At 59.9% G+C, this 11,972-nt stretch carries 13 protein-coding genes and 4 tRNA genes; 3 read left to right on the forward strand and 14 right to left on the reverse strand.

From position 1 onward, the window contains the following. Nucleotides 1–7: 7 nt before the first annotated feature. The 9 genes from OG326_RS15770 to OG326_RS15810 form a co-directional block, all read right to left on the reverse strand. Nucleotides 8–313 carry a hypothetical protein gene (locus OG326_RS15770; RefSeq protein WP_327145382.1) on the reverse strand — a complete coding sequence of 102 codons (306 nt, stop codon included), beginning with the start codon at nt 311–313 and terminating at the stop codon, nt 8–10. Nucleotides 314–426: 113 nt separating this feature from the next. Next, a complete protein-coding gene (locus tag OG326_RS15775) occupies nt 427–1,026 on the reverse strand; it encodes a chorismate mutase (RefSeq protein WP_327145383.1) in 600 nt (199 codons plus the stop codon). A gap of 80 nt (nt 1,027–1,106) precedes the next feature. Continuing rightward, nucleotides 1,107–1,610, reverse strand: coding sequence for a carboxymuconolactone decarboxylase family protein (locus tag OG326_RS15780; protein ID WP_327145384.1), 504 nt, complete (start codon nt 1,608–1,610; stop codon nt 1,107–1,109). Between the two features lie 33 nt (nt 1,611–1,643). After that, nucleotides 1,644–2,180 carry a VOC family protein gene (locus OG326_RS15785; RefSeq protein WP_327145385.1) on the reverse strand — a complete coding sequence of 179 codons (537 nt, stop codon included), beginning with the start codon at nt 2,178–2,180 and terminating at the stop codon, nt 1,644–1,646. Then, nucleotides 2,177–2,830: a TetR/AcrR family transcriptional regulator gene (locus OG326_RS15790; RefSeq protein ID WP_327145386.1), complete on the reverse strand. Its 654-nt coding sequence runs from the start codon at nt 2,828–2,830 to the stop codon at nt 2,177–2,179. The genes OG326_RS15785 and OG326_RS15790 overlap by 4 nt, the downstream gene beginning before the upstream one ends. Before the next feature lie 37 nt (nt 2,831–2,867). Further along, a complete protein-coding gene (locus OG326_RS15795; RefSeq protein ID WP_327145387.1) occupies nt 2,868–3,656 on the reverse strand; it encodes an MBL fold metallo-hydrolase in 789 nt (262 codons plus the stop codon). A 151-nt stretch (nt 3,657–3,807) separates the two neighbouring features. Then, nucleotides 3,808–3,882, reverse strand: a tRNA-Val gene (locus OG326_RS15800). 21 nt (nt 3,883–3,903) lie between these two features. Further along, nucleotides 3,904–3,974, reverse strand: a tRNA-Cys gene (locus tag OG326_RS15805). Between the two features lie 23 nt (nt 3,975–3,997). Continuing rightward, nucleotides 3,998–4,069 (reverse strand) — tRNA-Gly (locus tag OG326_RS15810). A 411-nt stretch (nt 4,070–4,480) separates the two neighbouring features. Between OG326_RS15810 and OG326_RS15815 the strand changes: the two genes are divergently transcribed. Next, nucleotides 4,481–4,552, forward strand: a tRNA-Val gene (locus OG326_RS15815). A 190-nt stretch (nt 4,553–4,742) separates the two neighbouring features. Here the strand turns inward: OG326_RS15815 and OG326_RS15820 are convergent. After that, the gene (locus tag OG326_RS15820; RefSeq protein WP_327145388.1) at nt 4,743–5,321 is read right to left on the reverse strand and encodes a GNAT family N-acetyltransferase; all 579 of its coding nucleotides are present in this window, start codon (nt 5,319–5,321) and stop codon (nt 4,743–4,745) included. Further along, nucleotides 5,318–6,655 carry a helix-turn-helix domain-containing protein gene (locus tag OG326_RS15825; protein WP_327145389.1) on the reverse strand — a complete coding sequence of 446 codons (1,338 nt, stop codon included), beginning with the start codon at nt 6,653–6,655 and terminating at the stop codon, nt 5,318–5,320. The genes OG326_RS15820 and OG326_RS15825 overlap by 4 nt, the downstream gene beginning before the upstream one ends. Before the next feature lie 181 nt (nt 6,656–6,836). On the opposite strand from OG326_RS15825, the gene OG326_RS15830 reads away from it, so the two are divergent. Both OG326_RS15830 and OG326_RS15835 read left to right on the forward strand, forming a co-directional pair. Continuing rightward, a complete protein-coding gene (locus OG326_RS15830) occupies nt 6,837–7,148 on the forward strand; it encodes a hypothetical protein (RefSeq protein ID WP_327145390.1) in 312 nt (103 codons plus the stop codon). An 11-nt stretch (nt 7,149–7,159) separates the two neighbouring features. Beyond that, a complete protein-coding gene (locus OG326_RS15835) occupies nt 7,160–7,408 on the forward strand; it encodes a hypothetical protein (RefSeq protein WP_327145391.1) in 249 nt (82 codons plus the stop codon). 718 nt (nt 7,409–8,126) lie between these two features. Here OG326_RS15835 and OG326_RS15840 read toward each other — a convergent pair. The 3 genes from OG326_RS15840 to OG326_RS15850 form a co-directional block, all read right to left on the reverse strand. After that, a complete protein-coding gene (locus OG326_RS15840; RefSeq protein WP_327145392.1) occupies nt 8,127–10,241 on the reverse strand; it encodes an AarF/UbiB family protein in 2,115 nt (704 codons plus the stop codon). A 6-nt stretch (nt 10,242–10,247) separates the two neighbouring features. After that, nucleotides 10,248–10,910, reverse strand: a complete 663-nt coding sequence (locus OG326_RS15845) for a hypothetical protein (protein WP_327145393.1) — start codon at nt 10,908–10,910, stop codon at nt 10,248–10,250. Between the two features lie 208 nt (nt 10,911–11,118). Next, nucleotides 11,119–11,955: a vWA domain-containing protein gene (locus OG326_RS15850; protein ID WP_327145394.1), complete on the reverse strand. Its 837-nt coding sequence runs from the start codon at nt 11,953–11,955 to the stop codon at nt 11,119–11,121. Nucleotides 11,956–11,972: the final 17 nt, after the last annotated feature.

The following is an 11,972-nucleotide window of genomic DNA, read 5'->3' on the forward strand; positions in this document are numbered from 1 at the left end:
AATTCCCCTACCGCTGTTGCTCGGAACCCTGGTACTCGCGCCACGCCTTCTGCGTCTCGGTGAGTTTCGGACGCGGGGTGCGGTTGCGGAAGAAGTTCACCACCATCATCACCGGCAGCAGGAACGCCTGGAAGAAGATCAGATACGAGCCACCGTCGAAAAGGAACGCGAGATACCCCGCATAGCCCAGGAATCCGGCCCCGAAGATGGCATTCATACTGCGCGACCCGGCGCTCTGCCCGTTCCTCACCGCCGCCATCGCGAGCATGACAACACCACTGACGGCCAGCAAACCGACATACCAATTGAACACGGGAACCCCCCCGATGCAGTTCGGCCGTACCGGTCGGTCCGGCCGCGCCGAACGTTAGCACCCGCTGTGGTGCGCGCACCACCGACTATCGAGGTGACCCTGCGCCCGGATTTCTAACGCAGGCCCGGCGCCGCACACAGTGAGGTAGATGCCCGCACCAGCGCTGCCTCGTGCAGAGGATCTGCCCGCCGTGCGCCGGCGGTCGCCAGCACGGTGCTCGTCAACCGGGCCGCGCAATCGGCGCTCGCCAGTTCGGTTCGCCGAGCGGCCAATTCGGCGATGATCGCGGTATCGACCCGGTCGATCACCGGGCGAACCGCCGCGAGATCCATTGTCGGCGTGGGGGCCGCTGTGAGCCCGGAGCGCCACTGCAGCACCAGCCCACGCTGCACGAGCTTGCTCGCCTCGATCTGCCCCAGGAAAACCTCGCGCACCCACGACTCCGGCAGGTTCCGCTGCGCTCCCAGTTGCGCCATCGCGTCGTAGATCGCCGCCTCCCGCACCGGATCGTCGATGACCGGCTCCTGTCCGTTGCGGCTCGCGACGGCCCACTTCGCCGCGGCCACCGTGTCAGCGGTATCGATGCGATCGGCCAGCAGTCCGACCAGATAGTCCAGCGATCCGGAACTCTGCGCCGCGGCCGCGCCCTCGGTTCCGAACTGCCCTGCGAGCAGAAGTATCGACGACACAGCCACCAGTGCCAGAGTCTTCATCCCTCGACCTACCTCTCCTCGAATCAGGACGGGTAACAGTCGTGCAGCATGACAGATTCCGGAAGCTGTCGCGCGCTGCGTCAAAACGGCTCGCCGTCGGTGGTGACATCGAAGGCATTGAGGAAGTTGCAGACCAGCTGGTAGAAGCCGACGGTCAGCACGAAGTCGGCCAGCTGGGTGACGGTGAGAAACTCCAGTGCGGTCTTGCGGTCGCCGTCATCGAGGGTGTGGCTGAGCAGCAGCCGATCGGTGAGCGTGAGAATCGCCGCCTCCTCGGAGCTGAGGCCGTCGGCGGATCCGGTGGCGGCGGCCGCGATCGCGATATCGCCGAGGCCGACGACGCGCGCGAATCGCTCGTGGTGATGGATTTCGTATGGCGCGGAATAGATATGGCCGACGCGCAGGATCGCCAGCTCCCGCAATGGCAGGGGGAGCGAGTTGGCCTGCAGCATGGCATCGGCCATCGACAGGAAACTCGCCGCCATGCCGGGGGAGTGCGCCACCATCCGGTAGATATTGGCGCTGTGGGTGCTCAGCGCCTCCTGCAGCTCGCTCGGCAAGTGCGCGGTCTCGGGGTAATCCATGGTCAAATCCTTTGCGAGGCAGGACGAATAGAGTCAGGCGAGCTTGTCGACCTCGCCGCGAATGGGTTCGTCGCCGTCCCAGGTGGCCGCGACCTCCCGGATGTATTCGAAGAACTGGCCTTTGGGGCCGCTGATATCGGAGATCTCGATAATGTGCCCGAGGGACTTCTCGGTATCGAGGTAGGCGAATCGCCCGAGTTCGCCGCCGATGCAGCCCTCGTGCCCGACGGTGTAGCCCAGGGCCAGCGCCTTGTCGTACAGTCCCTGAAAATCCTTGGTCCAGTACGCAATATGCTGCAGACCCTCGCGGCCGGAGTCGAGGAACTCCTTGTACAGCGACGGCGCGTCATTGCGAGGCTGGATCAGCTCGATCTGCAAGTCACCCGAGTTCGCCAGTGCCACACTCATTTTCATCGGCGAAGGTGCGCCTCGGTAGGTGAAGTTATCGGTCTGCACGTCGTGGACGTAGAACCAGGGGCCGACACCCTGATCGATCCAGCGCTGCATCTCGGTCTTGATATCGCGGACGACGTACCCGAGCTGGGTGATACTGCCGAAGATCCGGCTCATCGCTGCTGCCCTTCATTGTGGGGATCCGAAATATGTTGCGGGGCAAGCCGTGCGAAGAGCATCTGCTCGAGTTCGCGACGGCCCGCGGCGAGGTCCAATTCGGGGTCGAGCATCGATTGCAGTGCGATACCGCGCAATACGCCGACCACCGTGATGGCCAGTCCCCGTGGATCGACCTCGGCGGCGAATTCCCCGGCCCGCTGGCCCTGCGTGATGCGTTCGGTCAACTCCTCGCGGAACTCGCGATCGGAGGCCAGCACGATCGCCCGCCGCTCCGAGGGTGTCGCCACCGCATCGGCCCACAGCACCAGCCGGGCGCGATTGATCGGCGGGAGATCGGCGACCACCGTGAAATAGATATCCAGGAATCCGCGCAGCGCCTCGATTCCCGATCCGGTCTTGCCTAGAATCTCCTCGCGGAACTGCTCGGAGACAGTGCCCACGAGCCGCTCCATCATCGCGCCCTTCGACCCGAAATGGTGCGTGACCAGCCCGCGGCTGTACCCCGCCCGCTCACCGACAGTCGCCAGCGTGATCTGCGAGGGCCCGAGTTCCGCGACCGCCTCGGCCGCCGCCTCGAGCAACCGCCGCTCCGCCTCGCCGCGGCGTTCCTCCTGCGAGCGGCGTTCGGAGGCACTACCTCGGCTCATCATCGTCTCCTGTCACCAATGTGCTGCTGCCGGTCGGCTATTCGGTCGCCCTGGCGTGTTCGAGCAGGGCGGGATCGTGTGCACAGACCAGCAGCAGGTCCGGGTCATTGCGCCGGTAGAGCTCGGCGAGGCGCGCGTGATTGTCGCGGACCTGCTTCACGTTCCAGGCAATAGCGGTCTCCATCCCGCTGAGCACGGCCGGCACGTGGGAATGACCGTCGAGGGTGCCGGAGTGGTAGAAAGCGTCTCCGGCGTGCAGAACCCAGCGATGACCGGCATCAACAGCCACGGCAGCGTGACCGCGAGTGTGCCCCGGCAGCGCGAGCAGCACGATTCCCGGAGCGATCTCGGTGAGCTCCTTCGCCGCGGCGAAACCACGCCACTTCTCACCCTCCGGTTCGTGCTGAACGATCGCCGGCTCATGGGCCCACTGGGAGGTGCGAAACCGAATTCTCTCCCTCATCGACGGATTCGCCACCGCGCCAAGATATTCGGCCGCCGTGGTGTGCACGGTGGCGTGCGGGAAGTCGGACAGCCCGCCGATATGGTCGGCATCGAAGTGGGTGGTGATGATGTGCCGCACATCCGCCCGCCGGAACCCGAGATACTCGACCTGCCGAGCGGCCGTCTCATCGGGATCGAGCACCGGCCGCAGCAACCGCCGCGACGCCCCGATCCGCCGCCCAGGCTCCGCGATGTCCTCGAGCCCGAACCCACTGTCGACGAGCACCAGCCCACTGTCGGTCTCGATCAGCAGCACATGGCAGACCACCTCGACCCCGGTCGGCAAACGCATCGTCCCGCAGTTCAAATGCCGAACCTTCACGAGGCGACCCCTTCAACCCTGGCGAACCCCTCGGCCCACTTACTTACTAGTCAACCAACAAGTTATTGACCCCCAGGACCGCTGTCAATGCCCGGTTTGCCCCGGAAACAGCAGAAGGGCCCGGCATCCCTGCCGGGCCCTTCTGCCACTCTGGTGCGCGATACTGGGATTGAACCAGTGACCTCTTCCGTGTCAGGGAAGCGCTCTCCCGCTGAGCTAATCGCGCGAGATTTCATTTGCCTCTAAGAGGCGGCGACGGGAATCGAACCCGTGTGCACGGCTTTGCAGGCCGTTGCCTCACCACTCGGCCACACCGCCAACCAAGGCCGGGTTGGCCTTCGAGCGGATGACGGGATTTGAACCCGCGACCCTCACCTTGGCAAGGTGATGCGCTACCACTGCGCTACATCCGCATTCTGTCCCCCGGTGCCTCGCGGCTGTCCGGCTGACGAGAGAGAACATTAGCCGACTATCTGCGCAAGCAACAAATCGCCTGGTAGATGGGGGTAAAAGTGAACTACAGCCCTGTGATTCGAGAACAGCTCAGTGAACGTTCGGCAGCGTACGACCCGGATTATGTCTCCAGCGCGCCGGCATCACCGAAAGCGCAGCCAAGGTGTGTCCACGCCCTCCGGCGCGTCGCCCAGCCACCGCCCGCACCCCACTGAGGCCGCCTCTCCGCCACGCGGACCCACCACCCCCATCCCCACGGTCGCACCGCGTTTTTACGCCGTTGTCCACGCGATTTGGTATGTCCCCGGTAGTGCGTGTTAATGTTCTTTCTCGTTCGACCAGCACAACAACGCAGGGCCGAACACCCGTAAGGTCTCATAGCTCAGCGGGAGAGCATTCGCCTCACACGCGAAGGGTCGCTGGTTCAATCCCAGCTGGGACCACAACAAAAAAGCAGGTCAGAGCCCTAAAAGGCTCTGACCTGCTTTTTTCGTGCCAGATACGTGCCAGATAGCGCTGCGAAAACGGGGTCGCTTGGCCCTAATGCTGGCGCCCGGGGAGCGGACAGCCACATCGGCCGCCGACTTGGCCACACATACGACGATCGATTCCTCACCCTGCGCGATAGTCCACTCACATGAGACTGCGAACCAAGACATCGAAGGTCGGCGCATCGGGCCAGTCCGGTCGCATCGTTCCGACTCTCCGCCAGCCCCACCGTGAGTATCGGTTGTATGCGCGGGAATTCTGCGGGTCGACCAGCAGTGTGGCGCGTTGTTCTCTACGGCCGTTGAGTAGCTCGTCTTGAAGGGCGCGTGCGATCCCTCGCCCGGCGTACTCGTTGCACACCATGATCTCGCTCAATGCGAAGGTGCGGTTGCCCGTCTCGTGTGTGAAGGCAGCCAGGTCGGTGTCCGCGATGTCGAGGCGAGATATCTGCCACCAGATGGTATCCGGCAGCAGCGGCCAGCCCCAGGTTTGACCGACCGGTTTGCCGTCGAGGTAGGCGAAGACCAGCTCGAAGTCACCCGCGCGAGTGGGGCTGGTGTATGCACCGAATCGGTGCATGAATTCCGCGGGTGCTTCGAAGAGGTCACCGGCGTCGATCGCTTCCACGTACGAGCGGCGAAACACATCCTCTACAGTCTCGCGCTGTTCGCGGGCTTGCGAAGCTGTCAGGCGCTGGAAACTCAGACCGGCGGGCGGCGTCATGCGGTGATCACTTTCCGTGCCAGGGTGTCGAATTGATGGCGGAAGTCCCCGCCGATTGCCAGCTGGTCGACCGCTTGTCTGACTGGTTCGAGGACTCGCAGCGTTCGAGGGGAAGAGAGTTCGGCGAACTCGGTGACTACGGGCATGGCGTGATTCACAGCCTCGGTGAGGTCGCCACGGCGGGCATGGGTGTTGGCTGTCCAAGCGCGCAAGTTCGCGTCATTGCGATCGTTGCCTTGTCCCGCGGCAACTGTCTCGAACAGTGCGAATGCGCGGTCGAAGTCGCCGAGGTCTGCCGAGCCACGGGCTTCGTGCCCGAGGATCTCCTGGCGATCGACGAACCTGAGCCATTGTGGACACGCGTCGATTGGTTCATGAGCAATCGCGTACTCGAGTTCGCGCCACGCGGTTCCGATTGCACGCTCGAATGCAGGCCGATCCAGCAGCACGGCGTACGCCTGGGCATCACGTACGGCGATCAGGGCATGGACACGGCCTGGTGGCCCGCCGCGCAACAGGTTCCGGGCGCGATCGATCAGTTTGAGGGCGTGATACGGACTACCGGCACCGCTTCGCGACAAGGTGATCATTTGCGTGGCGGAGGAGAGACACGCGTGCGTGAGGACGTTGGCATCGTTCGCTTCCGCGCCCAGCGCGAGGGCGTCGGAATAGCAGCGGCGCGCGACCGCATGTCGGTCGGCGTCGTAGGCGAGCCAGCCGGCTTGTGCGGCGAGTTCCCCGACCGCACTGGTGTACGCATTGCCCGTGGCGATGTCGTAGGACCCGGTATCGAGCAGGTGTTTGGTCTTGCTTAGCTGTTCCACGGCGAAGTCGACCAGTTGTCCGCCGCCGATGCGTTGGTCCTCTTGGGTGAGGGCGGCAACGGCGTCCATCAGCCGCTGCACATCGGATCGGCCAATGTGGTTGGTACCGCTTCCGATCAATGTCGTGGCGGCTCCGGCCGCGGCCAGCTTTCCGAATTCGCGTCGCTTCACCGCGTCCCCGTCCTCCGAATGGTAGAGATCGAGTTCATCGCCCTGTGGGTCCTCGGCTATGAGGTTGCCATCGATCGGGCTGGATGGTGTTCGCACTTCCTGCGGGAGCGACAACGCCGCGGCGAACCGAGCGAGCTGGTCTGGGTCGAGTCTGGCCAGGAGCGTGTCCAGCGCTTCGGCGGATCTGCCTGCCACTGGGCGCTTTTCGGTTGTACGCTCCCACTTCTTCACCGTGGGCGCGACGTACCCGACGGTGTCGGCGAACTCTTCCTGCGTTTGCCGCAGAGCTGCCTTGCGCAAGGCGCGGACTTCGGTCCGGGTCCATTTGTGCACGATCATCGCCACTCCCGCCTCGTGGCCGCAATGGTGTGTATGCGAAGCGTATTCCCTCTGTAGACCTGTCATGGCTGGGATAGCGATCTCAGGTTCGAGAACCTTGATTCAGGTTCGCTGCCGGACGGCCACGATTACTTCGCCCGTGAAATTCCCAGCAGCGTGATTTGGCGGGAGGTCGTAAGTCATGAGGCGGGAACCTACAGCCCTCGGTTATGTGAACGATGACGTAAGTGCTGCAGCCAGCTGGGATTTGGCGCAGTGCCGCCGCCTTGCTCGCAGACTCGGTTACCGGTTGATCTGGCCCTCGAGTGAATGTGTGCTGGGGCTGGTCGATCAGGTGCGGTCGGCGGACGTGGACGCGGTCATCGTGCCGTCCGCCGCGCACCTGGACGAGCCCACTCTCGACAGGCTGATGCACAGCTGCGACGTCGAGACGGTGAGCCCTCCACAGACCTATGCGCGTTACTTCGGTGGGAGGCAGGGATGTCCGGCGTAACACCTCTGGAGATGCCCGACTACGCGGTGCTCGGCGCGCTGAATCTGGCAGGCCGTGCGCTGAGCATCGCTTGTGTCGCGACGGAGGTCGCTGCCCCTGAATCCGGACCCGGCCTGTCGCTGAGCCACGACTCAGTGCGCCGCATCCTGACACGACTGCAAGCACGGGGCCTGGTCGAGGAAGGTCAGAACAGAGGCTGGCAACCGACCCAGCGTGGGCGCGTGCTTTGGGCATCTAAGGGAAAGCGCTTCACCTTGTGACGGGGCCCGGACCGCAACGAACCGAAGCATCCAACCAAGGGAGACCGTGTAATGCCTTTGGACACAGGGTTATTGCTCGCAGTCATGCTCGCCTGCATAGCCGTTGTGGTCACCGTCAGGTGGAGTTTGGCCGACGGCTTTCAAGCGCCCACGACTGAGGACGTACACCGCGTCGCGGGCGGCTTCCGCACAGTTCCACTACAGAATCGACACCGTATTCATGGTCGGCATCGGGCCACCTGAAGACTGTGATTCGCTCGAAATCCCACTGTGCATACGCTATTAGATGGGAGGCGATCGGCACAGGGGGGCTTGCTTGTTATTGTCGGAGACAGTGGGCGCAGGTTGGTATGCATCCGGGAGTGTTGGTCAAGCGCCGGTGCGGGGCAGTGGGCGAGTATCGGGTGGCGTGCCGATTCGTTAGGTCTCGACCCGTTACAACAGACGCGATGCTCCGTGGAAATGTGGCGGAGTCAGTTCAAATTCGAAGGGATAGTGGGACTTTCGGATTGTCTGCGGCCGCACCGCAGTCCGAGCCCTACAACTTGTACCGCGGGACCCGTCATCGGGTCCGCTCCGACACCCATGGCCAATCCTTCACGTCATCACAGTCGTCTTGTGCGCATCCTGACGGTCGGCTGGGAAGTGCTCGCTTCTCACTGTCCGCAGCGTCGTCCGAGGCGATTTCTCCATCCCGCCCACCCGCTGATCCGGCGTGTTAATCCCCGAGATGTATGAACCTCACATAGTGAGGGAATGACAACCGAGACCGGCTAAGAAGTAGTGCCTTGTGAGCATTGGTGAGATGTTTCAGCTCCTCAACGGAACCTCGTTTCTCCGCCAGATTCCTGCCAATTTCATGTAATTCGGGTCGAAGTATTTCCAACTTGGATCGATTGTCAGCAATGTGATTTGTGCGCCACTGTTTCGCTTCAGAGTTTACCGCGTTCTGTCTTCTAGACGCGTCCTCATCCAGTTTCTGTTCTAAAGCCTTTATTTCGTCTTCTAGGGGCTTAAACTCATTGGCAATCTTTTTGGTATCAGTTGCCGAAAGAGTTCCGGAGTACCGGGATTGGGCGTGTGATTCACACCGTCGGCGCCACGCGATGAGTTCCTCGGCTTTCTTAGGGCCTATTCCTGGTATTCTTACCCTTCGGCCGTCTGGAAGTATGAGCAGCGCTGAAGAGCGACTGATATGAACGTCGGCGAAGTCTGCCGCAGTGTGAATACCATTGCATTTCAGCGCCTTCTTATCTCCAGGGTTGAGCCCCGCCACTGAGTTCCCGCTCAGTTCATAAAAGCCTAGTTGGCTACGGGCCCAAAGCTCCCTCTGTTCACGTAGTAGCTTCTCGCAGGCATTTCGTTTCGATAGGTTTAAGTTATTCAATCTGTCGTTGATCGCAGATTTTCGTGCATTCTTATCAATCTCGATTCTTGCATACTCTTTCTGGGCTCTCATTCTCGTAGGTCCCCGGGCGTTGGCTAATTCTGACATCAGGGCACTTTCGTTCGCTATCAACTGTGCGTAGTTTCTCTCCATTTCATCGATACCAACGGCCGCAATGCTCCTGCTTGAGAGATCTAGTTGTTGTGTTTTGAGAGATGCGTCTATCCGATTGAGTTCCTCTCGTCGGCTTCGAAGAAGTAGCGTGATCGCTGTGATCAGGAAAAATAGAGCTAGAAAATATGAAACGGCCATGTAAAACGATATTACTCCAGCCGCGCTAAGTGAGAATAGTGCGACAAATGACAGCGGGCTCGATACCGCAGCCAGAATCTCTAGAGTAGTCCTGCCATGAAAGGCATTCAGATCTGTGCTGGCTGACGTCTTCGCAGACGTCAAAGGCTCGCTGTGCATTGGATTTGTCTGCCGCAAGTCAGGCGCAATGTCATCCGGTATAACTGGCAGTGGCAAGATATTAGTCGACTCGGTGACTAGATGCACAAACAGTTCTGAAAGGGCGCTAACAGCAGGATCTCTGTGGCAACGAAGAACTGAGAAGGATAACGACGTATCTAGATCATCGAAGTCCTCCGCCGCGAGGAGAAGGTATTCGCCGCCTTGATCGTGAAGCAACTTCCACAATAGTGGATCAGACGCGATAGAAAAGAGGGAAATAACTATTATCCAGATCGAAAATCGATCGAAATCAGTTGGTGGCCCCTCCCATCTCGTTACGGGCTGATAGTTGCGGTGTCCGGTCTCGCTGTTAGTAGAGCCGTCGCAAGATGGAACGTGCATTGCATCATAGTCAACCAGCCGCAGGGTGCGGTCGGGCGCTACCAATATATTGCCGTGCTGAAGATCGCCATGAACTATTCCCGCAAGAGCTAGGTCTTTTGCCAGAGACAAAAAATTCTCCGCTACCAGACGTACTGATTCACTGTCCGTATGATTGGATTCGATCCAGCGGAGGAGATCTACGCCCTCGATCCATTCCATCTTGACTATCGGGTACCAGATACCGGCGACGCATATGCCGACTGAAAGGTACTCGAAGTTCATCTTCCACGGCTGAGATTGGGTTGTCGAATCAATGGATGCAAGCTTTTGCGCAATCTTTAAGTAGCGTGATGCCCGCTCATCGGTGTGGAAGGTGAAACACTTGATCGCTACACGTTTTCCACGTGGACTAGTGAGTATGAAAACGGTTGCAAAATTCCCCGAAATGGCACGGGGCATTCCATTTGAGTTAAGGTCTGGCGTCGCGTACGCCAGTTCTGGGTGTCTGAAGCACAATGCAGGGTTTTGCACTGCTAGCGCATACTGACTTCCTGACGGATAATTCCGTAGAGGGTTGACCTGTGATTTGTCAGCGCGTTCATCAATCATTTCGGTCTATCGTGAGAGGCTGATGTGTACGAGTGCGATATCATCGTTCCTTAGATCGGTGCTAGCTCGATTCTCCTCTATCCAGGATCTGAATAACGTCAAGTTGCCGCTACTTGTTAAAGCTATCAGGTTTGCCACCGTCCGTTCGAACTCCTCTGAGTCGGAACTATCTTGCAGAGTGAGAAGCCAATTCGCCATTGCATCTGTCATTAGAAAGAAATCGTCACCCGCTTCAGCGGTACCGCTGTCGAAATGAGTCCGCTTGTAGACCAAGGCCGAATTTTCGGTTCTGCTTCCCAGGAGTGCAGTCTTGTGGCTAAATTCAGAGGCGTTGGAAATGGGGGTTTGCTTTATGATTCGGCCTTCACGAATCTGAAATAGGCACGAATCTCCGAGCGCTGCGGACTGCCACACCACGGTGTCAAAGACTCGTTCGGAATCAGTGCTGTGCGGCATAATATATGAAGGGTCTAAACGAACGGCCAAGAATGTGGCGAATTCTCCTGCTGCCAACTTTGGTTCCTCATACCACTGCACAGGCCGTTCATCTTTGTTTCGACTGGATAAATAGTCAGCCTTTTGTCGCTGCCAGCCTTTCAGTAACGCCATCACAAAGACGCTGAATTCTTCTCCGGTTCCAACTAGGATGGAAGGATCATCTAGAATCATTCGAGCAGTCGTAATTGCGATCCAGCTCGCCCATTCCCTCGCGAGCAGGCTTTCCGTGGCGCCATCGGATATCACAGCAACGATCGGCGAGCGAAGCTCGCTTCCCGGCGTAATCTCATCCGGAAGTATTCGTATTGCGTCTTCGCACTCTGGCTCCGTGTGACCGCGCTTAGGTACCAGGAATCTGGTGATTTCGGTGCGAATTGGTTCACCGCAGATCGGTCGCACGGGTGCCTATCTCCAGGAACTTGGCCAGCGCGTTAATCGTCGCGTTGTAAACAAATCCGCGAGTGCGGTCCGACACGCGAAGCCCTTCCTGCTCGGCGTAGATGCGCATAGGGCTGGGAAGGATGCTTGACGTTCTAAATAGCAGCCGAGAATGCTCATTGGGCAGACTTTCGATGTCGTCCGGAAACATGGCGGGCGCATCTTTCGATGCCGACATGTGGAGGTTAAAGAGCAGTGCCATGCCGTCAGCCGTGGCGTGACTTACTATTGCGGAAGCGGCGGATACTGGGTCTCCGTCGGTCGATTCACCGTCGGTGAGGTTCAATACAATTGGGGGGAAACTGCCCGGATAAGAATCAACCCACTGGGCGACCAGGTATTCGGCGTGTTTGAGCGCCCGATTCATTGGGGTACCACCGTCAGCCGCCGGCTTTAACCAGCTAGGCAGGCTGACCGGACGTTGTGTTACATCGCCCGATGTTGTGGTTTCGCTTATCGTCATCTTCCTCTTTTCGAGAAAGTTTTCCGCAAGCTCCGAGAGTGGAACTAGGTCACGGCCAGCGAGAGCGCCACCGTACGCAGACCCCACCGTGCGGCCGTAGCCGATCAGGGCGACATGAAAATAGTTGTCCACGAAGCCTGGCTTCGCGCATCGGACTGACAGGTCGTACAGCAGATCGTTGACGGCATCGGCAACTGCGACGGCCTTGGTGCGGGAAGGTCCGGTGCCGACCGTCTGCGCCATCGATTCTGACTGGTCAACCAGCAAGATGATGCACGCTGGGTTGGTGCGGCTGATCTCTGCCGAATACGCCATGCGGAAGACTCCTCAAC

The organism is Nocardia sp. NBC_01327 (assembly GCF_035958815.1).
GTDB lineage: Bacteria > Actinomycetota > Actinomycetes > Mycobacteriales > Mycobacteriaceae > Nocardia.

Excerpts from the sequence above, each read along its gene's own strand:
- OG326_RS15775 (WP_327145383.1), bottom strand. The coding sequence starts at position 1,026 with ATGAAGACTCTGGCACTGGTGGCTGTGTCGTCGATACTTCTGCTCGCA.
- OG326_RS15780 (WP_327145384.1), bottom strand. The coding sequence starts at position 1,610 with ATGGATTACCCCGAGACCGCGCACTTGCCGAGCGAGCTGCAGGAGGCG.
- OG326_RS15785 (WP_327145385.1), bottom strand. The coding sequence starts at position 2,180 with ATGAGCCGGATCTTCGGCAGTATCACCCAGCTCGGGTACGTCGTCCGC.
- OG326_RS15790 (WP_327145386.1), bottom strand. The coding sequence starts at position 2,830 with ATGAGCCGAGGTAGTGCCTCCGAACGCCGCTCGCAGGAGGAACGCCGC.
- OG326_RS15820 (WP_327145388.1), bottom strand. The coding sequence starts at position 5,321 with ATGACGCCGCCCGCCGGTCTGAGTTTCCAGCGCCTGACAGCTTCGCAA.
- OG326_RS15825 (WP_327145389.1), bottom strand. The coding sequence starts at position 6,655 with ATGATCGTGCACAAATGGACCCGGACCGAAGTCCGCGCCTTGCGCAAG.
- OG326_RS15830 (WP_327145390.1), top strand. The coding sequence starts at position 6,837 with ATGAGGCGGGAACCTACAGCCCTCGGTTATGTGAACGATGACGTAAGT.
- OG326_RS15835 (WP_327145391.1), top strand. The coding sequence starts at position 7,160 with ATGCCCGACTACGCGGTGCTCGGCGCGCTGAATCTGGCAGGCCGTGCG.
- OG326_RS15840 (WP_327145392.1), bottom strand. The coding sequence starts at position 10,241 with ATGATTGATGAACGCGCTGACAAATCACAGGTCAACCCTCTACGGAAT.
- OG326_RS15845 (WP_327145393.1), bottom strand. The coding sequence starts at position 10,910 with ATGATTCTAGATGATCCTTCCATCCTAGTTGGAACCGGAGAAGAATTC.
- OG326_RS15850 (WP_327145394.1), bottom strand. The coding sequence starts at position 11,955 with ATGGCGTATTCGGCAGAGATCAGCCGCACCAACCCAGCGTGCATCATC.